This is a genomic window from uncultured Nocardioides sp., assembly GCF_947488025.1.
Taxonomy (GTDB): Bacteria; Actinomycetota; Actinomycetes; order Propionibacteriales; family Nocardioidaceae; genus Nocardioides.
In genome coordinates this window covers 81719-107715 of the sequence record NZ_CANKYS010000009.1, presented here as the reverse complement: position 1 = coordinate 107715, position 25997 = coordinate 81719, and the positions used below count along the sequence as shown (strand labels likewise).

Genomic DNA, 25997 nt, shown 5'->3' with positions numbered 1-25997 from the left:
CCCGAGGCCGCGCAGCGGGCTCCTCACCAGGAGTCGAAGGGACTCTCCAGCCGCAGCAGGCGCGCGGCCCGGACGGCCGCGTCCTCGGCGACCACCAGGTCGTCGACGTCGTCGGTGGCGGACGGGTCTCCCCCGGACCCAGCCGCGTCGGCCGGCTCGCCAGCCGGCTGCCGGAGCTGGTGCAGGTCGCGCAGCACCCGCTCGCGCGAGAGCCCGCGCAGGTGGGTCAGCACGAACGGATCGGCCTGGATCAGCCAGGCCAGCTGGGTCAGCACCGCCAGCGCGTGCGGGCACGGGTCGAGCCACGCCTCGCACGTGCAGGCCGAGCCCAGCTCGCCGCCGTAGGGCAGCAGCTCGACGCCGACCTCCTCCACCGACTCGACCAACGCGTGCGGCAGCTGGCCGGCCAGGAGGGCGCCGATGCGTCCGGACTCGGACGCGACGAGCTCGGTGAACGCCGCTGCGTCGGCCTCGGCGAGGACCGGCACGGTGACCTCGACGGTGAACGCGTCCTGGCCCTCGGTCACCGCCGCGACCGCGCCGCCCTCGGTGACCGTGATCGCGCCGACCGCCCCGGCCCGGGCGAGAGCCCGCCCGGCGCGGAGCTCCTTCTCCCCGAAGGCGGCTTCCTCGACGGCGCGCAGCACCGCCTTGCTCCACCAGGTGCCGCTCCCGCCACCCCGCCGCGCGGGCAGCCGGGGGTGGGTGGTGCCGTTCATCGCCGCAGCTCGACGAGGTCGCGGAGCTCGTCGTCGGACAGCTCGGTCAGGGCGGTCTCGCCGCGGGAGAGGACCGAGTCGGCCAGGGAGCGCTTGCGGGCGAGCAGCTCGGCGATCTTCTCCTCGATCGTGCCCTGGGTGATGAAGCGGTGCACCTGCACCGGTCGGGTCTGGCCGATCCGGTGGGCCCGGTCGGTGGCCTGGTCCTCGACGGCGGGGTTCCACCAGCGGTCGAGGTGGATGACGTGGTCGGCGCGGGTGAGGTTGAGCCCGGTGCCGCCGGCCTTGAGCGAGAGCAGGAAGACCGGCGCCTCGCCGGCCTGGAAGCGGGCGACCATCGCGTCGCGCTCGCGCACCGGGGTGCCGCCGTGCAGGAGCTGGTGCGGCACGCCCGCGGCGGCGAGGTGGCGCTCCAGCAGCCGCGCCATGGCGACGTACTGGGTGAAGACGAGGACCGCCCCGTCCTCGGCCATCACCGTGCCGACGAGCTCGTCGAGCAGCTCGATCTTCTCCGAGCGGCCCCGGAGCTTGGGGTTGGGCTGGCGCAGGAAGTGGGCGGGGTGGTTGCAGATCTGCTTGAGGCCGGTGAGCAGCTTGAGCACCAGGCCGCGGCGGGTCTCCTCGTCGGCCTCCTCGATGCGGCGCATCGACTCGCGCACGAGCGTCTCGTAGAGGACGACCTGCTCGCGCGTGAGGCCGAGCAGGTGGTCGGTCTCGGTCTTGGGCGGCAGCTCCGGCGCGACCCCGGGGTCGGACTTGCGGCGGCGCAGCAGGAAGGGGCCGATGAGGTCGGCGAACTGCCTCGCCTTCGTCGGCTCGAGGCCCGACTCGATCGGTCCCGCCCACACCTTGCGGAAGGCGTTGCGGCTGCCGAGCAGGCCGGGGATCGCCCAGTCGAGGATCGACCAGAGCTCGGTGAGGTCGTTCTCGACGGGGGTGCCGGTGAGCGCCACGCGCGCGGTGCTCGGGATCGTCCGCAGCGCCCGAGCCGCAGCCGAGCGGGAGTTCTTCACGTGCTGGGCCTCGTCGGCGACGACCAGGTCCCACGCGACCTCCGCGAGCAGCGCGGCGTCGTTGCGCATCGTGCCGTAGGTCGTGAGCACGAAGCCGCCGGTGACGCCGCCCAGGTCGCGCGCGCTGCCGTGGTGACGGCGTACGTCGACTCCCGGTGCGAAGCGACGGATCTCGGCCTCCCAGTTGCCGAGCAGCGACGCCGGGCAGACGACGAGCGTGGGACCACCCGCGCCCGTGTCCCTCCGGTGCAGGTGCAGCGCGATCAGGGTGATCGTCTTGCCGAGCCCCATGTCGTCGGCCAGGCAGGCGCCGAGGCCGAGCCCCGTGAGCTCGGCCAGCCAGGTCAGGCCGCGGCGCTGGTAGTCGCGGAGCTCGGCCTGCAGCGCGGCCGGGACGTCGACGAGCTCGCCCGAGGCTGCGTCGCGGACCCGGTCGCGCACCTTCAGCAGGCTCGCCCCGACGACCGCCTCGTAGGGCGAGTCCTCGATGTCGACGACCCCGGTGAGCGTCGCCGCCAGCGCCTGCACGGGCGTCACCGTGCGGATCAGCCGCTTGCGGGCGCGCTTGATCACCGCGGAGTCGACGGCGACCCAGTTGTCGCGCAGCTTGATGATCGGGCTGGTGGTGCGGGCCAGCTCGTCCATCTCGTCGTCACTGAGCTCGTCGCCGTGCAGCGAGAGCTGCCACTCGAAGCCGAACAGCGCCTGCGGCCCGAAGAGGCCGTCCTGCAGCGGCTCCTCGCGCGTGCCGGCGGGCGAGCGGCGGCCCAGCTCCACCCGCTGGGTGACCTCGCGGTCGAGGTACTTCGGCCACATGACCGGGTGCCCCGCCTCGGTCAGCGCCGCGGCACCACCGTCGAGCAGCGACAGGATCTCGTCGGAGTCGAGGACGATCTCGTCGGGGACACGCAGGTCGAGCAGCCGGTCGAGCACCGGCCAGGCGTCGGCCGCCGCGCGCAGCGCGATGGCCGCGTGGGTGCGGGCGCGCTCGCCGAAGCCGTGCGCGGCCTCCGGGCCGGACTCGGCCCACAGCTCGGAGGCGTCGGCGAGGTGGGCGGGGTTGTCGACGGCGTGGACCTGGAGCACCAGGCGCAGGGCGCCTGCGACCAGCTCCTCCTCGTCGGCCTCGACCCGGAACGAGAGGGAGACCAGGTGCGGCCGGTCGTCGCGCCCCCGCGCGCGGATGCGGGCGATGCGGTGCTGCAGCTCGTCGCTGAACGCGTCGGGGCTCGACGGCTCCGATCGGTCCGCCGGCGCACGAGCCGCCGGTGTCGGGCCCCGGTGGCGCGAGCGCCCCGGGGTGGTCCGGGGCATGGTGTCCACCACCGCGTCGAGCAGCCCCCGCACCATGCCCTCGGCCGTCGCCTCGTCGAAGCCGTCCCACGCGCGCGAGCGCGCCAGCTCGGCGATGCGGCGCTCGTCGGCGGCGTCGAGCCCCGCGACCTGCCAGTGCCGCCCCTCGGGGTCGGGGGCGAAGCGACCGGACGCGACCAGCTGCAGGCCCATCAGCGCGGCGCCGGCGAGGAGCGCGACCGACGGGTGCACGTCGGCCTGGTCGCGGACCTTGCCGAGCACCGGCAGCGCGCCCCGGATCGGCATCACGATGGTGCGGCGCTCGTCGGTGAACTCGACCGAGCCCTCCCGGGGCGGCTCCCCCACCAGCAACCTGGCGGGACCGGTGACCGGGACGAGACTCACGTGGCCACCTTCCTGTCCCCGCCTGGCAGCGGACGACAGGGACGCTAACGCCTCGCACCGACAGGGAGTTCCCGAGCCGCTACGGTCGGGCCCCATGGACATCTCGGCGCTGCTGGCGGCCCACCCCGTCATCGACGGCCACAACGACCTGATGTGGGCCGCGCGCGAGCAGGCGGCGTACGACTTCTCCCGCCTCGACGTCGGGGCGGGCGGCACCCCGACCCACACCGACCTGCCGCGGATGCGCGCGGGCGGGATGGGCGCGCAGTTCTGGTCGGTCTACGTGCCCACCCTGCTCACCGGGGACGACGCCGTCAGCGCCACCCTCGAGCAGGTCGACGCGGCGCGGGTGCTCACCGAGCGGTACGCCGACCAGCTGGCGTGGGCGACGACCGCCGACGAGGTCGAGGAGGCTTGGGCCTCGGACCGCATCGCGTCGCTGGCCGGCGCCGAGGGAGGGCACTCGATCAACTGCTCGCTGGGCACCCTGCGCGCCCTGCACGCGCTCGGGGTGCGCTACCTGACGCTGACCCACAACGCGAACACCCCGTGGGCCGACTCGGCCACGGACACCCCGGTGGCCGGCGGGCTGACGGCGTTCGGCCGCGAGGTCGTGCGGGAGATGAACCGGGTCGGGATGATGGTCGACCTCTCCCACGTCTCGGCCGAGACGATGCGTGACGCGCTGGAGGTCGCCGAGGCACCGGTCATCTTCAGCCACAGCTCGGCCCGGGCCGTCACCGACAGCCCGCGCAACGTCCCCGACGACGTGCTCGAGGCGATGGCCCGCGGCGGCGGGGTGTGCATGGTGACCTTCGTGCCGAAGTTCGTGAACGCCGCCTGCGCCGACGCCCACCGCGAGCTCGTCGCGGCCGCCGCCGAGGGCGGCATCGCCGAGGCCGACGGCCCGCGGTTCAGCGCGTTCGAGAAGGCCTGGTCGCTCGACCACCCGCAGCCGAGCGCCACGCTCGCCGACGTGGTGGCGCACTGCGAGCACGTGCGCGAGGTGGCCGGCATCGACCACATCGGGCTCGGCGGCGACTACGACGGCGTCGTGACCCTCCCCGACGGGCTCGAGGACGTCTCCACCTACCCGGCGCTCCTGGCCGCGCTGGCCGAGCGCGGGTGGTCGGGCGACGACCTCGCGCGGCTCACCTGCCGCAACACCCTGCGCGTGCTCCGGGAGGTCGAGTCGGTGGCCGCGGACCTGCAGGCCGAGCGCGGCCCCAGCCTGGCCCGCATCGAGGACCTGGACGGCGTACGACCCCTCCACCCGTGAGGGTGACGCAGGCCACCCCGAAAACAATTACGTGGTTGTCGGACGCAACCAATACCGTTGCCGGGTGACCGACACCCAGACCCAGCCCGGCGCCGCGCAGCCGGAGCACTCCGACAAGCTCGACAAGAGCGTCCTGATGGTGGCCGGCGTGGTCGTCCTCGGCGCGATCATGTCGATCCTCGACATCACCGTCGTCTCCGTCGCGCTCAACACCTTCCAGGAGGAGTTCGACGCGACCGCGGCCGAGGTCGCCTGGACGATGACCGGTTACACCCTCGCCCTGGCGAGCGTGATCCCGCTGACCGGCTGGGCCGCCGACCGCTTCGGCACCAAGCGCCTCTACCTGCTCGCGGTGCTGCTCTTCACCATCGGCTCCGTGCTGTGCGCGGCCGCGACGTCGCTGGAGATGCTGGTCCTCTTCCGCGTCCTGCAGGGCCTCGGCGGCGGCATGCTGATGCCGCTCGGCATGACGATCCTGACGCGCGCCGCCGGCCCCGAGCGGGTCGGTCGGGTGATGGCCGTGCTCGGCATCCCGATGCTGCTGGGCCCGATCTTCGGCCCGATCCTCGGTGGCGCCCTGATCGAGAGCGCCTCGTGGCACTGGATCTTCCTGATCAACCTGCCGATCGGCATCGCCGCGATCGTCTACGCCTGGATCGTGCTGCCCCAGGACCACGTCGAGCCGTCGGAGACCTTCGACTGGCTGGGCATGGTGCTGCTCTCCCCCGGCCTCGCGCTGTTCCTCTACGGCGTGAGCTCCATCCCGGAGGAGGGCACGGCGATGGCCGTGCGGGTGCTGGGGCCGATGATCGTCGGGCTCCTGCTGATCGTCGCGTTCGTCCCGTGGGCGCTGGCCAAGCGCAACATCCACCCGCTGGTCGAGCTGCGGCTGTTCAAGAACAGGAACATGACCGTCGCCGTCATCACGATGACGCTCTTCGCGATCGCGTTCTTCGGCTCCTCGCTGCTCTTCCCGCTCTACTTCATCCAGGTCCGCGGCGAGGGCACCCTCTTCACCGGCTGGCTGCTGGCGCCGCAGGGCATCGGCGCGATGATCACGATGCCGCTCGCCGGGATCCTGGCCGACCGGATCGGCCCCGGCAAGATCGTCCTCACCGGCATCACGGTGATCACCGTCGGCATGGCGATGTTCACCCAGATCGAGGCCGACACCTCCTACGTCTACATCCTCAGCGCGCTCTTCATCATGGGCCTCGGCATGGGCGGCACGATGATGCCGATCATGTCGGCGGCGCTCGCGACGCTGACCTCGCACAACGTCGCGCGCGGCTCGACCCTGCTCAACATCACCCAGCAGGTGGCAGCCTCGATCGGCACCGCGCTGTTCTCGGTGATCCTCACCAACGAGCTGAAGGACTCGCGCTTCGTCGCTGCGGGCAACGCGCTCGCCGAGGCCGGCGGCGACCAGACCCAGGTCGCCGCGATCCTCGACCGCTTCGGCATCTCGCCCGAGCAGCTCGGCGTCCTCGAGCAGCTGGTCACCAACGACATGGCCGACGCCTTCGCGACCGTCTTCGTCGTCGCCACGGTGCTGGTCGCCTGCTGCCTGATCCCGGCGGCGTTCCTCCCCCGCAAGAAGGTCACCCCGGTCGACCCGACCGCGGTCATGGCCCACTGACCCGTCGTCGTACGTCGTCCGCGGCCCGTCCTCCTGCCGGAGGGCGGGCCGCTGTCGTCCCGCGGCCGTCGGGTGGCCGGCCCCCCGTCCCCTGCCGGCGGTATCTGAGGACGCCGTGGGCGTGATGTGGGCCCCGATCCGTCCGTGACGTCCTCAGGTATCCGGCTCGCGGTCCGGGCGGAGGCAGGCGGCGCGCACGTGCGGCGGATCTCGCCCTCATACGCCGTCCGGCGGGGCCACTTCCGCCGCACGTGCGGCCGTCGACGACCTGGGGCTGGGGCTGGGGAACCGTCGGTGCCTCGAACGCGCGCTGACACGACCCGACGGTTCCCCACCGCGTACGCCGCGCGCGCAAGCGTCAGACGAACCGGAACCCACAGGTGCCGATCCGTATGACGCTGCGGGCGCCCGACGCCGTACGTCAGACGAACCCGACCCCATGGGTGGCGGTTCGTATGACGCTGCGGGCGCCCGACGCCGTACGTCAGACGAACCCGATCCCACAGGTGCAGATCCGTATGACGCTGCGGGCGCCCGACGTCGGGGCGCGACGCGCGAGCGGGCGCCGGCCCGGGTCGTCAGCCCTGGGCGGCGAGGGCGAGCGGGAGTACGGCGGAGGCGCCGGCCGCGCGGATCGCGGTCGCGGCGACGGTGAGGGTCCAGCCGGTCGCCACCTGGTCGTCGACCAGAAGGACCGTCGCACCGGCAGGGATGTCGGCATCGAGGCCGCCGCGGCGACGCACGGCCGCGACCCGCTGGGCGGAGTTGGACTGCCCGGCGCGCGGCGGGACCGAGGGGTCGTGGATCGCCCACGTGCCGACGACGGGGACCTGCATCACCCGCGACAGGCCGTCGGCGAGGTCGCGGACGAGGGTGGGCCGGGTCACGGACTCGACGACGACGATCGCGTCGGGACGCGACGTCCACTCGGGCGCCCAGTCCTTCATCACGTCCATGATGGCCTGCGCGAGGCCCGGGGGCACCGGGCCGTCGGGGGTGTCCTCGCGGAACAGCGCGCGCAGCGCCTGACCGTGACCGAGGTCGGTGAGACGGGCGACGGTCCGGCCGGGCTCGGCGCCGGCGGAGATCTTGCCCTTGAGGTCGAGGCCGAGGTTGGCCAGGGCCGTCGGCCACATCCGCCGCGGCTCGAGCGCGACGCCGGGACGCGACAGCCGCTGCCCGGCCTCGGCGACCGCGGCCTCGCTGACCGACGTGGACAGGGTCAGGCCGCCGCAGTTGTCGCAGCGCCCACAGTCCGTGGCCTCGGGGTCGTCGAGCTGCTCGCGCAGGTAGCGCATCCGGCACTCGGTGGTCCGCAGGTAGCCGAGCATCGCCTGCTGCTCGCGCTCGCGGGCCTCCGCGACCCGCGCGTAGCGCTCGGCGTCGTAGTCCCACGGGCGGCCGGTGGCGACCCAACCGCCCTGCACGCGCTGCACCGCGCCGTCGACGTCGAGCACCTTGAGCATGGACTCGAGCCGGTTGCGGCCGAGCTCGACGCGGGTCTCGAGCGTCGCGGTCGACAGCGGACGGTCGGACCCGGCCAGGGCGGCCAGCGTCTCGCGCACCTGCTCCTCGCGGGGGAAGCCGAGCGAGGCGAAGTAGGCCCAGATGTCGCGGTCCTCGATCTGCGGCAGCAGCACGACGGTGGCGTCGTCGGTACCGCGGCCGGCGCGACCGACCTGCTGGTAGTAGGCGACCGGCGAGGCGGGCGCGCCGAGGTTGATCACGAACCCCAGGCTCGCGTCGAAGCCCATGCCGAGGGCGCTGGTGGCGATCAGGGCCTTCACCCGACCGTCGACGAGCGCCTGCTCGAGCCCGTGCCGCTCGTCGGCCTCGGTCTGCCCGGAGTAGGCAGCGACCTCGAGGCCGCGCTCGCGGAGGTAGCCGGCGACCTCCTGGGTGGCCGCGACGGTGAGGCAGTAGACGATCCCGGACCCCGGCTGCTCGGCGAGGTGGTCGGCGAGCCAGGCCAGCCGCTGCTCGGCGGTCTTGAGCTGGACGACGCCGAGCCGGAGCGACTCGCGGTCGAGGGTGCCGCGCTGGACGAGGACCTGGTCTCGTGACAGGTCCTGAGGGCCCTCCTCGCCCAGCGGAGAATCGGCGTGCACCAGCTGCTCGGCGACGTCGTCGGTGACCCGCGCATTGGCGGTCGCGGTGGTGGCGAGGACCGGGATGCCGGTCGGCAGCTCGGCCAGCAGCGTGCGGAGCCGGCGGTAGTCGGGGCGGAAGTCGTGGCCCCAGTCGGAGATGCAGTGGGCCTCGTCGACCACGAGGAGCCCGCAGGTCGCTGCGAGCCGCGGCAGCACCTCGTCACGGAACCCGGGGTTGTTGAGCCGCTCCGGGCTCACCAGCAGGACGTCGACCTCGCCGGCGTGGATCTGGTCGTGGATCGGCTGCCACTGGTCGATGTTGGTGGAGTTGATCGTCACCGCCCGGATGCCCGCTCGCTCCGCGGCCGCGATCTGGTTGCGCATGAGGGCGAGCAGCGGGCTGACGATCACCGTCGGCCCCGCCCCCGCCTCCCGCAACAGCTTGGTCGCGACGAAGTAGACGGCCGACTTGCCCCAGCCGGTGCGCTGGACGACCAGCGCGCGCCGGCGGTCGACCGCCAGGGCCTCGATCGCGGCCCACTGGTCCTCCCGGAGGACGGCGTCGTCGCGGCCGACCAGCGCGCGCAGGTGCCGCTCGGCTGCCTCCCGCGCGGAGAGGCGTACGTCGTCGGTCGCGGTGGCGGTCGGGCTGCTCATGCGCCCTGTCTACCAACCGCCACCGACGACCGCACCGCCGCATCCACAGGCCCGGGTCGCGAGCCCGCGGCGGTTTCGTCCCGGGTGGGGTGAGGGCGGGGCCGCAGCGGGGTAGGCCAGTGGGAAACGGTCATCGACGTCGGTGGTCCAGTGGACAACGGTCGACATCGGGCGGCAGGTCCAGCCACCTTCCACTGGACTACCAGCAACCGCAGCCACTTCCCACTGGACTACCCCCGGCGGGGAGGCGACCCTCCCCGAGCCCGCCTCAGCGGGTGCTGCGCGCGATGAACCGGTCGATGTCGACGCCGGCCCGGCGGGCGGCGCGACGCGCCGCGGGGGTGGTCAGGTCGGGCGCGACGAAGGCCTTCGGCTCGATCGCGCGGTCGGCGTCGGCGTACTTCCGCTGGAGGGCGGCCTGCTGCTCACCGCTCGAGGAGGAGGCGGCGACCACGTCGGCGGTGACCGCCACGGTCGCACCGGTGAGCAGCGGGCTCACGGTGGGCGTGTAGCCGCCGGCGTGGCCGGTGACCTTGGGGTGGTAGCTCTCGGTGATCGGGTTGGAGAGCCCGTTGATCCACTCGTCGTCGTCGCAGACGGCGTGGCCGACGAAGCGGCTGGTGGGGTCGGCGAACGAGAAGCCGGCGGCGGAGGCCGCCGTCGCCAGCCGTGAGTTCAGCAGGTCGGCGGTCTGGTTGAGCCGCGACTCCTCGGCGGGCGAGAACCACGTGAAGGCGTTGCAGTCCTCGCCGTTGAAGATGCGCGGGTAGCCGACGACGACGACCGTGGCGTACGGCGAGCGGCTGCGGATGCCGGAGTAGAGGGTCGCGAGCCGGGCCGGCAGGGTGCCGGTGATGAACGACTGGGCGCCGTTGATCGCGCGGTCGCAGCTGCTCATCCAGCCCGGCAGCGCGCACTCGGTCAGCACGTCGGCGAAGCCGGCGTCGTTGCCGCCCACCGAGATCGACACGTAGGTGGTGGCCGAGGTCAGCGCGGAGAGCTGGGTGGTGGTGACGTCAGCGACCGTGGCACCCGAGCAGGCGCGGAAGTTCAGCGCGTAGCCGCGGGCGGCTGCGATCAGGCTCGGGTACGCCGAGGTGGAGCGCTGGCAGCTGGTGCCGTCGGCGAGGTAGGAGCGGGTGCCGGTGCCCGAGGAGTAGGAGTCACCCAGGGCGACGTAGGCCGGGGCGGCAGCCTGGGCCGGCTGGAGCAGCAGCGGGGTGAGCAGGCCGGCGAGAGCCGCGCCGAGCACGGCGAGGCGGGACGTTCGATTCATCTGGTCGATCCTGTCGCGAAGGGGCCACCCGAGTGTGGCCTCGATCACAGTAGGGACAGGACGTCCCGCTCCACCAGAGGCGATCGGTCGGTCTGCGCGACCTCAGCCGTCCACCCGGCGCAGTCGCGCGCCCGCCGGCGGAAGCGAGGCGGCGTCGCGGAACGACTCCCCGACCAGCACCGGGACGACGTCGCTGACGTCGTGCCGGGCGGCGATCTCCACGTCGGCGACGAAGCCGGCCTCGGCCAGCTCGCGTCCGCCCGCGCAGTGGAGCAGGTCGTGGGGCAGCACGGCGGCGTGCCAGGCCGCGATCGCCATCCGCGCCTCCGGGCTGGCCCCGGCCTCGGCCTCCGCATCGAGTGCGGCGAGGACCGCACCGGCACCCCACAGGTCCTCGGCGGCCGGCCGGAGCGTGTCGTCGTACCACCGCTCCCCCGCGGGTACGACGACCACGCTGGCGCCATCGGCCACCTTCGGCGCCAGCCACCGGGCCACCGCGCCGGCGTTGCGCAGGCAGGCACCGACCACCCGGGCACCGGAGTCGGCGAGCGCGAAGGCGATGGTCGAGCCGTTGGGTGAGGGCAGGACGAGCCGTTGGACGCCCTCCACCTCGGCGAGGCTGGCGGGCGAGAGCGACACGTGGCGCGCGTCGCCGCGCGAGAGCGCCTCGAACCGGCCGACGGCCAGCGTCGCGCCGTGGCGCAGAGCGTGCTCGGCGGCGCGGGAGTCCTTCCAGCGGAACGGGAAGACCTCGATGTCGCGCTCGAGCGCGACGGTGAGGGTCGTGGTGAAGGACAGCACGTCGACCACGACGGCGTAGTCGGCCGGCACCGCCTCCGCGCCCGTCGGGCCCCACTCCATGCGGAGCCGATAGGTCGACTGGTCGTGTCCCGGCAGCGTCACGCGAGCCATTCAACAACCCCCGCGTGGCACCCGCGCAAACCCCGTCGCCTCAGTCCGGGGTGTTGGGGACGACCAGCACGGGCACGGTCGAGTGGCGTACGACCTGGGTCGCCGTCGAGCCGAAGCGGAGGCCCTTGAACCCGCCGGCGCCGCGCGTGCCGACCACGAGCATCTCGGCGTGGGCGGCCGCCGCGATGAGGCACTCGGTGGTCTGGCCCCGCAGGGCGTAGAGCTGGAGGTCGAGGTCGTCGGCCAGCCCGGCCGCCGCGCAGTCGGCCTTCAGGTCGGTGACGACCGCCTGCTCGAACTCCGCGAACGGGGGGACGTAGCCGCCGACCATGGAGTCGGGCCGGGGCGCGGTGGCGAGGTTCCAGACCCGGACGACGTGGAGCGTCACCCCGAGCCGCCTGGCGAGGTCGCCCGCACGACGTACGACGGCACCCGACGCGCGCGAGCCGTCGTGGCCGACGACGATCCCGCCGGTGATGTCGGCTTCCTTCCTGACCATGCTTCATCCTATGAAGCACGCGCGTCCCGCGGGATGGGTCGAAGGGCCCTAGTTCGCGCCGGTCACCAGATGCGCACCCGACCCTCGGGCTCGAGCCACAGGCCGTCGCCCGGCTGCGTCTCGAAGACCTCGTGGAACTCGTCGAGGTTGCGCACGATGTTGGCGCGGAACTCGGCGGGGCTGTGCGGGTCGATCGTGAGGTACTGCAGCTCCTGCTCCTTGCGGCGCTTGGTGCGCCACACGTGGCTCCAGTTGAGGAACAGCGTGCGCCGGTCCTCGACGGAGGCCTCGCCGCCGCGGCTGATGACGTACGCCTTGTGGGCGATGGTCAGGCCGCCGAGGTCGCCGATGTTCTCGCCGACGGTGAGGCTGCCGTTGACGTGCTCGCCCGGCAGGTTGCGCGGCTCGAAGGCGTCGTACTGGCTGATGAGCGCCTGCGACTTGGCCTCGAAGGCCGACTTGTCGTCGGTGGTCCACCAGTCGTGCAGGTTGCCGTCGCCGTCGTACTGGGCGCCCTGGTCGTCGAAGCCGTGGCCGATCTCGTGGCCGATGACCGCGCCGATGCCGCCGTAGTTCTCGGCGTCGTCGGCGTCGGGGCTGAAGAAGGGCGGCTGCAGGATGGCGGCCGGGAAGCAGATCTCGTTGGTGCCGGGGTGGTAGTAGGCGTTGACGGTCTGGGGCAGCATCAGCCACTCGTCGCGGTCGACGGGCTGGCCGACCTTCTCGAGCTGGCGGTCGGTCTCGAACGCCGACGCGGACGCGACGTTGCCCAGCAGGTCGTCGGCGGAGACGGTGAGCGAGGAGTAGTCGCGGAACTCCGTCGGGTAGCCGATCTTGGGGTAGAAGCGGTCGAGCTTGTCGTAGGCCTTCTGCTTGGTGTCCTCGCCCATCCAGTCGAGCGCCTCGATGGAGCGGCGGTAGGCCGTGACCAGGTTGGCGACCAGCTCGTCCATCATCTGCTTCGACGTGGGCGGGAAGTGGCGCTCGACGTAGACCTTGCCGACGGCCTCGCCGATCGCGCCCTCGACGAAGTCGACGCCGCGCTTCCACCGGGCCCGCAGCTCCGGCGTGCCGTTGAGGGTGCGGCCGTAGAAGTCGAAGTTGGCCTCGACGAACGGGTCGGGCAGGTAGGGGGCCGAGCTGCGGACGATGCGCACGTGCAGGATGTCGCGCCAGGTCTCGATCGGCGTCTCCTCCAGCACGGTGGAGAGGTGGGAGAAGAAGTCGGGCTGCATCACGATCGAGCGCCGCAGCGTCTCCTCGGTGCCGCCGAGGCCGGTGACGTAGGTGATCCAGTCGAAGGCCGGGCAGAGCTCGCGCAGCTCCTCGAGGCTCTTGTGGTTGGTCGTCTTCTGGACGTCGCGGGTCTCGGCCGCCTCCCAGTGGCCCTCGGCCAGGCGGGTCTCGTACGCCAGCACGCGCGCCGCCGCGCCGGCCGGGTCGTCGTGCTCGCTGAGGGTGAGCAGCGTCGTCAGGTAGGCGAGGTACTTCTCCCTGATCTCGGCGAACTTGTCCTCGCGGTAGTAGGACTCGTCGGGCAGGCCGAGGCCGCCCTGCGCGAGGTAGACGATGTTCTTCGAGGCGTCGCCGCGGTCGGGGGTGATGTAGGAGCCGAAGAGGCCGGGCCCGCCGATGCGCTCGTAGGCGCCGAGGAAGGCGGCGAGCTCGGTCAGGTCGGCGATGCCGTGGGCCTGGTCGAGCAGGCCCTGGACCGGGCTGAGGCCCTTGGCGGCGATGGTCTCGGTGTCCATGAAGGAGGCGTAGAGGTCGCCGATCTTGCGCTCGTCCTCGTCGAGGCCGTCCGCCGGCCGGTCGGCGAGCTCGGTGATGATGTCGCGCACCTGCTGCTCGGCAGCGTCGGCGAGCGCGATGAACGCGCCCCAGCTCGACTTGTCGGACGGGATCTCCGTCTCGTCGAGCCACCGGCCGTTGACGTGGCCGAAGAGGTCGTCCTGCGGGCGGATGTCGGGGTTCATGCCGTCGCGGGCGGCGTCGAGGATCGTCACGCGCTCGACCCTAACGCCGGGGGCCCAGCGGCGGCATCAGCGCACGCGCACGACCGACTTGCCGAGGGTGCGCCGCCCGTCCATGTCGACGAGTGCCTGCCCGAAGCCGGCCAGGTCGTACGTCGCGCCGACCGGCGGCTTCACGACGCCCGACTCGATCATCGGGACGAGGCGGTGCCACTGCTGCTGCATGTAGCCGGGTCGGGTCATGGCGTACGCCCCCCAGCCGACGCCGCGGACGTCGGTGTTGCCCAGCAGGAGCCGGTTGACCTTGACCTCGGGGATGCCCTGGCCGGCGGCGAAGCCGACGACGAGCACGCGGCCCTGCTCCGCGAGGCAGCGCAACGAGTCGGTGAACGCGTCGCCGCCGACGACGTCGAGGACGACGTCCACGCCCCGGCCGCCGGTGAGGTCCTTGACCGCGGCCTTGAAGTCGGGGCCGACCACGGCCTCGTCGGCCCCCGCCGCCCGCGCGAACGCCGCCTTCTCCTGGGTGCTCACCACGGCGATCGTCCGGGCGCCGAGGCCCTTGGCGACCTGCAGCGTGGCGGTGCCGACCCCGCCGGCCGCGCCGTGGACGAGGACCGTCTCGCCCTCGCGCAGGCCCCCGCGCTCCTCGAGCGCGAACAGGGCGGTGAGGTAGTTCATGGGCAGCGCCGCCCCCTCGTCGTACGACATCGCGTCGGGGAGCGCGAAGGTGAAGATCGCCGGGTTGGCGACCTGCTCGGCCGCCCCGCCGCTGAGGTTGACGCCTGCGACCCGCTGGCCGACAGCGAACCCGCTCGACTCCGGCGAGCCCGGGTCGAGGACCACGCCGGCGAAGTCGACGCCGAGGGTGAACGGCGGCTCCGGCTTGAACTGGTACTCCCCCCGGCTCAGCAGCAGGTCCGGGAAGGCGACGCCGACGCTGTGCACCTCGACCAGGACGTCGTCGTGGCCCGGGGTCGGCGGGTCGACCTCGCGCACCTCGACGTCGGCGGGACCGGTGAGCGTGACGACCTGGGCTGCGCGCATGTGGCGACCCTAGCGACGGCGGCTCAGCCGACCCGCTTCACCTCGGCGAGCTCGAAGTGCATCGGGTCGGTCCAGCGCCAGTCGCCGCCCCAGGCGAAGCCCCACGTCTTGAAGATCGCCACCACGTCGCGGTCGATCTCGCCGACGGTGCCGCGCTGGTTGCCTGCGGTGTTGAGGTCGAGGGCCAGGCCGAAGGAGTGGTTGGACAGCGTCGTCGTGTCAGCGATGAAGCGCGGGTAGTAGCACCCGGCGTACTGACCCGGGTCGATCGCGTCGGACAGGCCGCGCTGCTGCACCTCGAGCAGGGCGGCGCGCAGCTGCGGGAAGAGGTCCTTGTGGCAGGTGACGCTGCCGAGGATCGGCACCTGCTCGGTGCGGATGTGGGCCGACACCCAGGCCGGCTCGGGGGCGATCCGGCCGCCGCCGAGCACGCGGTAGCGGAAGGTGCCGACGACGCTGCCCAGCGTGCCGCCGGTGGGGACGGCGGTGAGCTTGGCGTCGGGGTCGAGGCCGAGCCGCGAGGCGACGTCGAGCATCTGCACCGAGGCGTCCTTGCCGACGAGCCGCTCCAGCGGCTTGCGGATGGTGGCGGGGGTGATGTCGTCGGTCGAGATCAGCAGGCCGTTGTCGGTGGCCATCTCGATGTCCTCGGCCCACGCGGTGTTGACCACCATGTCGATGGTCGGGACCTGCGGGGTGTACGCCCCGACGTGGAGGTCCGGCGCGTCGTCCTCGACCCCGAGCCGGATCATCCCCTCGTCGTCGACCAGCCGTCGCGCGACCGCACGGTCGATGGCCAGCTCGCCGCCGGCGACGCGGTCCCACGCCTCCTGGAGGTCGGCGACCTGCGCCTGGGTGAAGTTGCGGTAGCGGGCGGGGTCGACCGAGGCGACGGTGAGCACCCGGTTCTCGAGGCTCACCTGGCCCAGCCCGATGCGCTCGGTGTGGGCCACGCCCTCCAGCTGCTCGACCTGCTTCAGCAGCTCGTCGTCGATGGTCTTGTCCCACTGCACGAGGATGTCGGCGCTCCACAGCCGTCCGTCGCGCTCGCCGGGTGGGTCGACGGCGTGGGCGGGGTCGGCCACGGGGGCCGTCGAGGCCTGCCCCGTCGGCTCGGTCGGCTTCGTCGGCTCGGCGGTCGTGGCCGGCGCGGGGTCCGGCTCCTCCGGCGCGGCCGGCGCGCTGCACGCGGCGAGCGCGGTCAGGAGGACGGCTGTCGCCGCCGCGCCCGCCCGTCGTCGTACGCCCACGCCCCCGACCCTAGGCACTCGGTGTCTGGACACCGCTCGGGATCGTGATCCACGAGACCAGCCCGCCCAGGGCGAGCAGCGCGGCGCACGCGAGCATCGCGGTGCCGTACGCCGCATCGAACAGCGCCGGGTCGCGGTAGTCGTCGCCGGCGAGGCCGACCGCCGCGGGCAACGCGGCGACTGCGAGCAGGGAACCGGCACGCGCGACCGCGTTGTTGATGCCGCTGGCGATGCCGGCACTGTCGTCCGGGGCGGCGTTGAGCACGGTCGACGTCAGCGGCGCCACCATGAGCGCCAGGCCCAGGCCGAAGACCGTGAGCCCGGGCAGCACGTCGCGCCACCAGGTCACGTCTTCACCCACCACGAGCAGCCACACGGCGCCGGCCGCCATCACCAGCGGCCCGACCGTCATCGGGATCCGCGGTCCGATCCGCTGGCCGAGGGCGCCGCCCCGGGAGGCGAGCAGCAGCATGCAGGCCGTGATCGGCAAGGTGGCGAGGCCGGCCTGGAGGGCGGAGTAGCCGCCGACCGTCTGCAGCTGGAGCACCAGGAAGAACAGGATCGCCCCCAGGGCGGCGTAGACCAGCAGCGTCATGCCGTTGGCCGCGCTGAACGTGCGGTCGGCGAACAGCTCCAGCCGGACCATCGGGTCGTGCAGCCGGCGTTCGACGACGATGAAGCCGACCGCGGCGACGACCCCGATGGCGACGGCGTACGGCGTCGCGGTGCCACCGGCGTCGGTGAGGGCCCAGGTGATGCCGGCGAGGGCGAGCGCGGCGAGGGTCGCCCCGGCGACGTCGAAGCGCCCACTGGCCTGCTCATCGCGGCTCTCCGGCACCCAGCGCTGCGCCAACCACACCGTCAGGGCGGCGAGGGGCAGGTTGATGAAGAAGATCCAGCGCCACGAGGCGTAGTCGATCAGGAGCCCGCCGACCAGGGGTCCGACGGCTGCGGCGATGCCGCCCAGCCCCGACCAGGCGCCGATCGCGCGACCCCGGTCCGTGGCCCGGAACGACGCCTGGATCATCGCCAGGCTGCCCGGTGTGAGGAGCGCGCCGCCCATCCCCTGCAGCACGCGCGCCGCGATCAGCACCTCGGCGGTCGGCGCGAGCCCGCACAGCAGCGACGCGAGCGCGAACCACACGGTGCCGATGACGAAGACCCGACGGCGGCCGAGGCGGTCCCCGAGCGACCCGCCGATCAGGATGAGCGAGGCGAGGGAGAGGAAGTAGCCGTTGGTGATCCACTGCAGCTGCGCCAGCGACGCGTCGAGGTCGGCGCCCATCGACCGCAGCGCGACGTTGACCACCGTGCCGTCGAGCAGCGTCAGCCCGGAGCCGAGGGTCGCGGCGGCCACGATCCCCCGCGCGGTCGGCGTACCCCAGACGACTCCGCTCACGCGCACACCCTAGGTGGCCCACCCGGTCGCAGGCCTCCCGGAGAACCGCGGCGGCCACCCGTCGTCGTTCAGCCGCGCAGGGCCTGACCGGCGAGCCAGGCGATGTCGGCGGCGGTCTGCTCGGGCGAGCCCGAGGGCTGCATGACGTGGCTCAGCACCACGCGCACGACCATGTCGATGGCCGGGTCGAGGTGGGCGACGTCGATGCCCGGTGCGTACGGCGCCACGCGGGCGCTGATGACGTCCTTGGCGGCACCGAGCAGCGAGCCGGCGTTGGTCGTCAGCAGCGGCAGCAGCTCGGTGTCGGCGCCGTGGGTCGCGCTGACGACGGCGTGCAGCAGCTTGTTGGCGCGGGCATAGGTCAGCACGTCGGTGACGGCACGCTCGATGGCCCGGGTGAGGTCGTCGGGCTCGGCGTCGAAGGCCTGCTCGACGACCTGCAGGAAGCGGGCGAGCTCCTCGAGGATCATCGTCTCGGCGAGCACCGGCTTGGAGCCGACCTCGTTGTAGACCGTCTGGCGGCTCACCCCGGCCGCGTCGGCGAGGCGCGCCATCGTGACCGCGGCCCAGCCCGACGAGGTCGTCATCTCCACGGCCGCCGCGACGATGCGCTCGCGGGTCGTGGTCGTGGCCATGACGGGATTCTGGCAGGCTTCAGTCGCGCGCGCCGTCCCGGCCGGCGGGCACCTTGGTGACGAAGGTGAGCGCGACGGAGGCCAGCGCGATGACGCCGATGGTCGTGTAGGCGAGCGTGTAGGCCTTCTCGTCACCGATGAGCGCGGAGGCGAGCACCGGGCCGATGACGCCGCCGAGGCTCCAGCCGATGAGCATGAGGCCGTAGATCGCGCCGGCGTTGCGGACGCCGAAGAAGTCGCCCGCGGTGGCGGGCATCGTGCCGAACGTGCCGCCGTAGCAGAGGTAGATGACCGCGGCGAGCGCGGAGAACAGCAGCACGCTGCCGGCGTGCGGGAGCAGGATCAGGCAGATGCCCTGCAGGGCCAGGATCGTGGCGAAGGTCCTCATCCGCCCGATGCGGTCGGAGATGCCGGCCCACACGATGCGGCCGGCCCCGTTGAAGATCGCCAGCACGCCCACCAGCGTCGCGGCACCGGTGACGCTGACGCCGGCGATGTCCGTGGCGCTGAGCTTGGCCTGCGAGATCAGCGCGATCCCGGCGCTCACGCTGAGGGTGAGGATGGCGGTGAGGAAGTACCACTGCGGGGTGCGCAGCGCCTCGGCCTGGGTGTAGTCGGTGTCGCCGGTGTCGGCAGCGCCGTCGCTCTCCTCGACGCCGGGTACGACGTAGTCCGCGGGCGGGTTGCGGAAGATCGAGGCGCCCACCAGCGACATCAGCAGGTAGGCCAGGCCGAGCGGCACGAAGGCGCCCGTGGGGTCCTCCGGATCGCGGTCGATGAGCAGCTGCGCCACCGGCGAGGTGAGCACCGCGCCGAACCCGAAGCCGCCGACGGCGAGGCCGGTGATGAGCCCGGTCTTGTCGGGGAACCACTTCTGCAGCATCGCGATGGGAACGATGTAGGCGACGCCGAGGCCGAAGCCGCTGATCACGCCGTAGCCGAGGATGAGCAGCCAGTAGTCCTCGGCGCCGTTGGTCAGCCCGGCCAGCAGGATGCCGACCGAGTAGATGACGCCACCGGCGAGCGCCACGACGCGCGGGCCCCTGGCGTCCTGCACACGGCCACCGACGTAGCTGCCGACGAAGATCATGCCGATCGTCACGGTGAAGGGCAGCGAGGCGCGCACCTTGCCGAGCTGCCACGACTCGGCCTCCTCCAGGGCGCCGCCGAAGACCGACCAGGCGTAGACGGCACCGATCGAGAACTGCAGGAGCAGCGCGCCGGCGACCAGCAGCCAGCGGAAGCCGCCCGGGGTGGAGCCGTCCCGCGCGGCGTCGTCACGAGCGCGTGTGGATGTCCGTTCCATGCCTGTCTCCTTCGTACGGTCCGGCCGTCCGACGGCCCGAGGTGACCTGTGGCTCACCCCTGGTGGCGTACCTGCTCGCCGCGCTCGACGCGCTCGCGCTGCGGCACCACGGTGTACTTCGGGTCCCTCGCCGAGGCCATCCCGGCCTCGTAGACACCCATGCGGGTGCAGAACGACCCGGCCATCAGGGCCGTGCCCGAGACGACCGAGAGCACCCGGCTGCGTCCGCCGAGGAGGGCGCCGGCGGCGCCGGTCGCGGTGAGCACCTTGCTGGCCCGCATCCACCTGCCGGCGGTGCCGGTGTGGAGGGTCTCGGCCGCGAGGCCCATCGACGTCTCCATGCGGTGGGCCATCACCAGCTCGACGGCGGCGCCGCCGACGGCGAAGGTGCGGGCCGGTCCGGCCTCGGCGATCGGGGCGGTGACCATCGCCCAGCCGCCGGAGGCCGCGGCGGCGGAGCCGCAGAAGACGAAGGGGAGCTCCTCGTGGGCCGCGTGCCACGCCGGGGTGGCGGTGTCGGCGAGCAGCACGGCGGTGTACGCCGCCACGGGCGGGGCGGTCACGGCCCCCACCAACCCGGCCGGGCGTCCCAGCCGCAGCAGCAGGCGCACCGGCCCGCGCTGCCAGCGGGTGGGCAACATGCCGACCAGCTCAGCGGCCGAGGCCAGGCCCGCGAACGGCCCGTGCAACGACAGGATCCACGTGCCGACCGACATCGGCGAGGTCAGCTTGACCACGCGCAGCATGTTGAGGAAGCGGCTCGGCTTGCCGAGGTCGTGGACCAGGGCCACGATGCTGAGGAGCAGCCCGACCAAGGAGCCGATCCGTCCTGCGCGTCGCAGCCCGGGCCGGTCGGTCAGGTCCGCACCGCCGGCGAGGAGCGAGGAGCCGGCTGCGACGCCACCGGTGAAGAGGTAGTAGGCGATGTCGTGCTCCCACGGCGCGGCCTTGACGATCGGGCGGCCGTAGTAGGACGTGAAGTCGGCGTCGGGCACCATCACCCGGTCGCCGCCGCGTGACCTGCCCCGCGAGCGGCCGGGGCTGCCGCCGTGGCGGACCTGCGTGCCGGACCCGTCTCCGTGGGTGGAGGCGTCCGGGGCGGGGCTCACGGCCGCCTCCGCACGAACGAGAGCGCTGCGCCGATGAGCAGCGCCGTGCCGGCCATCCCGGCCCGGGTGAACATCCGCGGGAGGTCCTTGGTGGTCACGACCGGGTCGGGCGGCAGGCCGTAGACCTCGGGCTCGTCGAGCAGCAGGAACATCGCGCCGGTGCCGCCCACGCCGTCATCGGGGTCGTTGCCGTAGAGCCGGGCGTCCATCACGCCTCGCTCGTGGAGCAGCTCCACCCGGGCGGTGGCGCGCTCGCGCAGCTCGTCGACGTCGCCGTACTGGATGGACTCCGTCGGGCACGCCGCGGCGCAGGCCGGGCGCTGGCCGTCGGTCAGGCGGTCGTAGCAGAGGGTGCACTTCTGGGCGATGCCCACCTTGGGGTCGCCCTCGGGGCCGCGGCGGCGGTCGATGACGCCGTAGGGGCAGGCGGCGACGCAGTAGCCGCAGCCGTTGCAGATGTCGTCCTGCACCACGACCGTGCCGAACTCGCTGCGGAAGAGCGAGCCGGTGGGGCACACGTCGAGGCAGGCGGCATGGGTGCAGTGCTTGCACACGTCGGACGACATCAGCCACTGGAAGTCGGGCTTCTCGTCCTGGGGCACGTCGCTCACCGGCGCGCCGACCGCGGGCATGCCGAGGTCGACCGAAGGCGCGGAGGGCTTGGCGGCGGGCTTCTCGATGAAGGCGACGTGGCGCCACTGGTTGGCGTTGAGCGAGTGGCTGTTGTCGTAGGACGTGCCGAGCATCTCGAAGGCGTTCTCCGGGACGTCGTTCCACTCCTTGCACGCCACCTCGCAGGCCTTGCAGCCGATGCAGACGCTGGTGTCGGTGAAGAAGCCCTTGCGCTTCGGGGCGTCGGTGTAGCCGGCGTCGGATGCCGGGTCGAGCGGTCCGAAGAGGCTGTTGGGGCCCATCACTGACCTTCCTGGTCGTCGTCGCTGGTCTCGGCGGCCGCGAGGGAGCGGGCCTGGGCGTCCGCCGACGCGGTGACGATCCGGGCGGGCAGCTGGTCGCCGATCCCGGCCCGCCGGCCGTAGTCGGCCACCAGCTCCCGCAGTGCGGGACCCGTCGGCCGCCGCCCGGGACGTACGTCGCAGGTGCCGACCTTGCTCTCCTGGATCAGCACGTTGGGGTCGAGGGTGATGCCGAACAGGTCGTTGGCCGAGTCGCCGGTGACCAGGCCGCCACCGCCCCAGTGGTAGGGCATCCAGACCTGGTGGACCGTCCGGCCCTCGACCCGCAGCGGCCGCAGCCGCTCGGTGACCAGCACCCGGCCCTCGACCGCCGACCGGGCGGTCACGACGTGGCACCAGCCCATGTGCTCGAGGCCCCGCTCGCGCGCCAGCGTCGGGGACACCTCGACGAACATCTCCGGCTGCAGCTCGGCGAGGTGCTCGAGGTAGCGGCTCATGCCGCCGGCGGTGTGGTGCTCGGTCAGCCGGCTCGTGGTGAAGACGAACGGGAACACGTCGCTGTGCTCCTCCGGCGGCGCCGGGTTCATCGGGTTGTCGTCGCGGCGGTAGTCCATGCGCGTCGGGTTGGCCTGCTGGCCGTAGAGCGGGTTGCGGAACGGCGACTCGACCGGCTCGTAGTGCGTGGGCATCGGGCCGTCGATGAGGCCCTGCGGCACGTAGAGCGCGCCCTTCCCGTCGCCCTGCATGATGAACGGGTCGATCCCCTCGATGGCCTCGATGCCGTCCGAGCCCTCGGGCGCCCGGTAGGACGGCGGCTTGGTCTTCTCGAAGTCGGGTACGTCGTCGCCGACCCACTGCTGCTGCTCCTCGTCCCACCAGACGTAGGCCTTGCGCTCGCTCCACGGCTTGCCGTCGGGGTCGGCGGACGCGCGGTTGTAGAGGATGCGGCGGTTCATCGGCCAGGCCCAGCCCCACTCGGGTGCCACGAACGACTGGTCGTGGCGGGACTTGCGACGGTTGGCCTGGTTGACGCCGTCGGCGAACACCCCGGTGTAGATCCAGCAACCGCCGGCGGTGGAGCCGTCGGCCTTCATCTCCACGAAGCTCGACAGCGGCCGCCCGGTCGCGACGTCGTAGCCGTTGATCTCCTTCAGCACCGCCTCGGCGCTGGGCTCGCCCCACGCCTGCGCGCCCTCGGAGCCGAGGGCGCCCTCGTCGTGGACGGGGTAGTCCCACGCCAGGTCGAGCAGCGGTCGGTCGCGGTCGTCGGTCGAGTCGGCCAGACGCTCACGGACCATCCGGCCGAGGTGGTAGAAGAACCACAGCTCCGAGCGGCAGTCGCCCGGCGGGTCGACCGCCTTCTCGCGCCACTGCAGCATCCGCTGGGTCTGGGTGAAGGTGCCCTCCTTCTCGGCGTAGGAGGCGGCCGGGAAGAGGAAGACCTCCGTGGCGCACTCCTCCGGCACGATCTCGCCCGTCGCGACCTCGGGCGCGTCCTTCCAGAACGACGCGCTCTCGATCTCGAAGAGGTCGCGCACCACGAGCCAGTCGAGGTTGGCCATGCCGAGCCGCTGTGCCCGGCCGTGGGCCGAGCCGACGGCGGGGTTCTGGCCGAGGAGGAAGTAGCCGGAGACCTTGCCGTCGATCATGTCGAGCACCGTGCGGTAGGTGCCGTGGTCGCCGGTGATCTTGGGCAGGTAGTCGAAGCAGAAGTCGTTGTCCGGCGTCGCCGCCTCGCCCCAGTAGGCCTTGAGGAGGCTGACGGTGTAGGCGTCGGCCTTGGACCAGAAGCCCTTGCTGCCCGGGTTGCGGATGCTGTCGACGTAGTCGCCGAGCGTCGCGTGCTGGTCGGGGTTGGGCATGGGCAGGTAGCCCGGGAGGATGTTGAAGAGGGTGGGGATGTCGGTCGACCCCTGGATGCTGGCGTGGCCGCGCAGCGCCATGATGCCGCCGCCGGGACGGCCCATGTTGCCGAGCAGCAGCTGGAGGATCGCGCCGGTGCGGATGTACTGCACGCCGACGCTGTGCTGCGTCCAGCCGACGCTGTAGACCAGCGCCGTCGTGCGCTCGCGTCCGGAGTTCTCCGTCCACGCCCGGCAGACCTCGAGGAAGTCGGCCTGGCTGACGCCGCAGGTCTGCTCGACCACCTCGGGGGTGTAGCGCGCGAAGTGGCGCCGGAGCACCTGGTAGACGCACCGGGGGTGCTGGAGCGTCTCGTCGCGCCGCGGCTTCCCCTCGACCTGCATGCCGTGGGCCTCGTGCTGCATGCCGGCTGCGGAGTCGCGCTGCTCCTGGGTCTCCTCGGAGTCGTCGGCCTGGGCCGCGCTCTGCTGGCCCGGTTCGTCCTCGACGTCGTACTGCCAGCTGGTGGGGTCGTAGGTGCGCTTGTCGGGGTCGAAGCCGCTGAAGAGCCCGTCGAGGTCGTCGGTGTCCTCGAAGCGGTCGCTGACGATCGTCGCGGCGTTGGTGTAGTTGACGACGTAGTCGCGGAAGTCGAGGCCGTTCTCGAGGACGTAGCTGATGATCCCGCCGAGGAAGGCGATGTCGCTGCCGACGCGGATCGGGACGTGCTTGTCCGCCACCGCGCTGGTGCGGGTGAAGCGCGGGTCGACGTGGATCACCTTGGCGCCGCGGTTCTGCGCCTCGACGACCCACTGGAAGCCCACGGGGTGCGCCTCGGCCATGTTGGAGCCCTGGATGATGATGCAGTCCGCGTTGGCCAGGTCAGCCGTGAAGCCGGTGGCGCCGCCGCGCCCGAAGCTGGTCCCCAGACCGGGGACGGTGGCGGAGTGTCAAATACGCGCCTGGTTCTCGATCTGGATGGCGCCCATCGCGGTGAAGAGCTTCTTGATGAGGTAGTTCTCCTCGTTGTCGAGCGTCGCGCCGCCGAGGCTCGCGATGCCCATCGTTCGCCGCACGCGACGGTCCTTCTCGTCGAGCTCCTGCCACGCGTCGCGGCGCGACTTCACGACCCGGTCGGCCACCATCTCCATCGCGGTGGTGAGGTCGAGGTCCTCCCACTCGGTGCCGTGGGGGCGGCGGTACTTGATCGTGGTCTCGCGCAGCGAGCTCGTCACGAGGTTCTTGCTGGCCGAGCCCTTGGGGCACAGCCGGCCGCGGTTGACCGGGCTGTCGGGGTCGCCCTCGATCTGCACGATCTTCTCGTCCTTGACGAAGATCTTCTGCCCGCACCCGACGGCGCAGTAGGGGCACACGCTCCGTGCGACCCGGTCGGCGGTGCTGGTCCGTGGCTCGACCTCGTCGGTGCGGCGCGAGCGCACGGCCTTGCCGCGTCCGAGGAGGTCACCGCTCGTCAGCTGCCGGAGCACGGGCCAGGGGAGGAGCGACCTCGACTCCGCCATGGACCTCACCCTCCGAGCACGTGTGGAGCCACGACCCTACGGATCGGCGTACGACGTCGTCCACCACCCGAGGGGTGGGCGCGTCAGCGGACGACGAGTGCGTGCTCCCCCGCCGCGACCACCTCGCCGACGACGGGGTGCCCGGGCAGCTCGCCGACCACCAGGAGGCCGCCCGAGGTCTGGGCGTCGGCGAGCAGGACCAGCTCGTCCTCGTCGAGGTCGGACGCCAGGTGGGGCCGTACCCAGTCGAGGTTGCGCCGGCTGCCGCCGGGCACGAAGCCGTCGGCGAGCGACTGCCGCGCTCCGTCGACGTACGGCACCGCCGCCGCGTCGACGACCGCGGTCGTGCCGCTCGCGCGCATCATCTTCATGAGGTGGCCGAGCAGGCCGAAGCCGGTGACGTCGGTGGCCGCACGGACGCCGGCGTCGACGGCCGCGCGGCTGGCGTCGCGGTTGAGCGCGGTCATCACCGCGACCGCCTCCTCGAACCACTCGCCCGTCGCCTTGTGGCGGTTGTTGAGCACGCCGAGGCCGAGCGGCTTGGTCAGCGTCAGCGGCATCCCGGGCCGCGCCGCGTCGTTGCGCAGCAGCGCGGCGGGGTCGGCCATGCCGGTGACCGCGAGGCCGTACTTCGGCTCCGGGTCGTCGATGCTGTGCCCGCCGGCGAGGAAGGCGCCAGCCTCGGTGCACGCGTCGTCGCCGCCGCGCAGCACCTCCGCCGCCACGTCGAAGGGGATCCGGTCGCGCGGCCAGCCGAGCAGGTTGACCGCGACCACCGGCGTGCCGCCCATCGCCCACACGTCCGACATCGCGTTGGTCGCGGCGATGCGCCCGAACGTGTAGGCGTCGTCGACCACCGGGGTGAAGAAGTCGGCGGTGGCGATGACGGCCCGGCCGGTGCCGTCGGGCGCGTCGTCGATGCGTACGGCGGCCGCGTCGTCGCCGTGGTCGAGACCGACCAGCAGGTCGCCCGACTCCCTGCCCCGGCCGAGGCCGCTGAGCACGCGCTCCAGCTCGCCGGGCGGCACCTTGCACGCGCACCCGCCGCCGGCGGCGTACTGGGTCAGCCGGAGGGGTGACGTCATGGGTCCAACCTAGGGCGCGGGTGGATAGTGTGCGGGCGGAGGCGGTTCTCGTCTGGTGACGGACGCGGTCCTCAAAACCGTTGCGACCCAGCAGCTGGGTCGGGCGGGTTCGATTCCCGTCCGCCTCCGCCAGAC

18 protein-coding genes and 1 tRNA gene are annotated in these 25997 nt (G+C 72.6%); 3 read left to right on the top strand and 16 right to left on the bottom strand.

The window, feature by feature from the left end; genetic code table 11:
* Positions 1-23: 23 nt before the first annotated feature.
* Entirely contained in the window at positions 24-719 is a 696-nt protein-coding gene (locus Q1B24_RS15310; protein WP_299930476.1) for an SWIM zinc finger family protein, read from the bottom strand.
* Positions 716-3430, bottom strand: coding sequence for a DEAD/DEAH box helicase (locus tag Q1B24_RS15305; RefSeq protein WP_299930473.1), 2715 nt, complete (start codon positions 3428-3430; stop codon positions 716-718). The genes Q1B24_RS15310 and Q1B24_RS15305 overlap by 4 nt, the downstream gene beginning before the upstream one ends.
* Positions 3431-3524: 94 nt before the next feature.
* Here Q1B24_RS15305 and Q1B24_RS15300 point away from each other — a divergent pair, with 94 nt between their 5' ends.
* Complete coding sequence (locus tag Q1B24_RS15300) at positions 3525-4709, top strand: dipeptidase (protein WP_299930470.1); 1185 nt, start codon at positions 3525-3527, stop codon at positions 4707-4709.
* 64 nt (positions 4710-4773) lie between these two features.
* Positions 4774-6348, top strand: coding sequence for a DHA2 family efflux MFS transporter permease subunit (locus Q1B24_RS15295; RefSeq protein ID WP_366916515.1), 1575 nt, complete (start codon positions 4774-4776; stop codon positions 6346-6348).
* Between the two features lie 578 nt (positions 6349-6926).
* Here the strand turns inward: Q1B24_RS15295 and Q1B24_RS15290 are convergent.
* From Q1B24_RS15290 to selD, 14 genes are all read right to left on the bottom strand, one after another.
* Positions 6927-9095 carry a DEAD/DEAH box helicase gene (locus Q1B24_RS15290; protein WP_299930467.1) on the bottom strand — a complete coding sequence of 723 codons (2169 nt, stop codon included), beginning with the start codon at positions 9093-9095 and terminating at the stop codon, positions 6927-6929.
* A 268-nt stretch (positions 9096-9363) separates the two neighbouring features.
* Complete coding sequence (locus tag Q1B24_RS15285) at positions 9364-10371, bottom strand: SGNH/GDSL hydrolase family protein (protein WP_299930464.1); 1008 nt, start codon at positions 10369-10371, stop codon at positions 9364-9366.
* Between the two features lie 102 nt (positions 10372-10473).
* Positions 10474-11274: a 2-phosphosulfolactate phosphatase gene (locus Q1B24_RS15280; protein WP_299930461.1), complete on the bottom strand. Its 801-nt coding sequence runs from the start codon at positions 11272-11274 to the stop codon at positions 10474-10476.
* A gap of 49 nt (positions 11275-11323) precedes the next feature.
* Positions 11324-11782 (bottom strand): universal stress protein, encoded by a 459-nt coding sequence (locus tag Q1B24_RS15275; RefSeq protein ID WP_299930457.1) that lies wholly within the window; start codon positions 11780-11782, stop codon positions 11324-11326.
* A gap of 62 nt (positions 11783-11844) precedes the next feature.
* Positions 11845-13788 carry a M13-type metalloendopeptidase gene (locus tag Q1B24_RS15270; protein WP_299930454.1) on the bottom strand — a complete coding sequence of 648 codons (1944 nt, stop codon included), beginning with the start codon at positions 13786-13788 and terminating at the stop codon, positions 11845-11847.
* 36 nt (positions 13789-13824) lie between these two features.
* Entirely contained in the window at positions 13825-14802 is a 978-nt protein-coding gene (locus Q1B24_RS15265) for an NADPH:quinone oxidoreductase family protein (protein WP_299930451.1), read from the bottom strand.
* Positions 14803-14825: 23 nt separating this feature from the next.
* Positions 14826-16052 (bottom strand): M15 family metallopeptidase, encoded by a 1227-nt coding sequence (locus Q1B24_RS15260; protein WP_299930448.1) that lies wholly within the window; start codon positions 16050-16052, stop codon positions 14826-14828.
* 10 nt (positions 16053-16062) lie between these two features.
* Complete coding sequence (locus tag Q1B24_RS15255) at positions 16063-17451, bottom strand: MFS transporter (protein WP_299930445.1); 1389 nt, start codon at positions 17449-17451, stop codon at positions 16063-16065.
* A gap of 68 nt (positions 17452-17519) precedes the next feature.
* Positions 17520-18086, bottom strand: a complete 567-nt coding sequence (locus Q1B24_RS15250) for a TetR/AcrR family transcriptional regulator (protein WP_299930442.1) — start codon at positions 18084-18086, stop codon at positions 17520-17522.
* Between the two features lie 19 nt (positions 18087-18105).
* The gene (locus Q1B24_RS15245) at positions 18106-19392 is read right to left on the bottom strand and encodes an OFA family MFS transporter (RefSeq protein WP_299930439.1); all 1287 of its coding nucleotides are present in this window, start codon (positions 19390-19392) and stop codon (positions 18106-18108) included.
* Between the two features lie 53 nt (positions 19393-19445).
* Entirely contained in the window at positions 19446-20501 is a 1056-nt protein-coding gene (nrfD, locus tag Q1B24_RS15240; protein ID WP_299930436.1) for an NrfD/PsrC family molybdoenzyme membrane anchor subunit, read from the bottom strand.
* Positions 20498-21415, bottom strand: coding sequence for a 4Fe-4S dicluster domain-containing protein (locus Q1B24_RS15235; protein WP_299930433.1), 918 nt, complete (start codon positions 21413-21415; stop codon positions 20498-20500). Before Q1B24_RS15235 ends, nrfD begins: the two co-directional genes overlap by 4 nt.
* Positions 21415-24777 carry a formate dehydrogenase gene (fdh, locus tag Q1B24_RS15230; RefSeq protein ID WP_299930430.1) on the bottom strand — a complete coding sequence of 1121 codons (3363 nt, stop codon included), beginning with the start codon at positions 24775-24777 and terminating at the stop codon, positions 21415-21417. The genes Q1B24_RS15235 and fdh overlap by 1 nt, the downstream gene beginning before the upstream one ends.
* Before the next feature lie 83 nt (positions 24778-24860).
* Complete coding sequence (gene selD / locus Q1B24_RS15225) at positions 24861-25862, bottom strand: selenide, water dikinase SelD (protein WP_299930427.1); 1002 nt, start codon at positions 25860-25862, stop codon at positions 24861-24863.
* A 37-nt stretch (positions 25863-25899) separates the two neighbouring features.
* Between selD and Q1B24_RS15220 the strand changes: the two genes are divergently transcribed.
* Positions 25900-25994: transfer RNA gene (locus Q1B24_RS15220), tRNA-Sec, on the top strand.
* Positions 25995-25997: the final 3 nt, after the last annotated feature.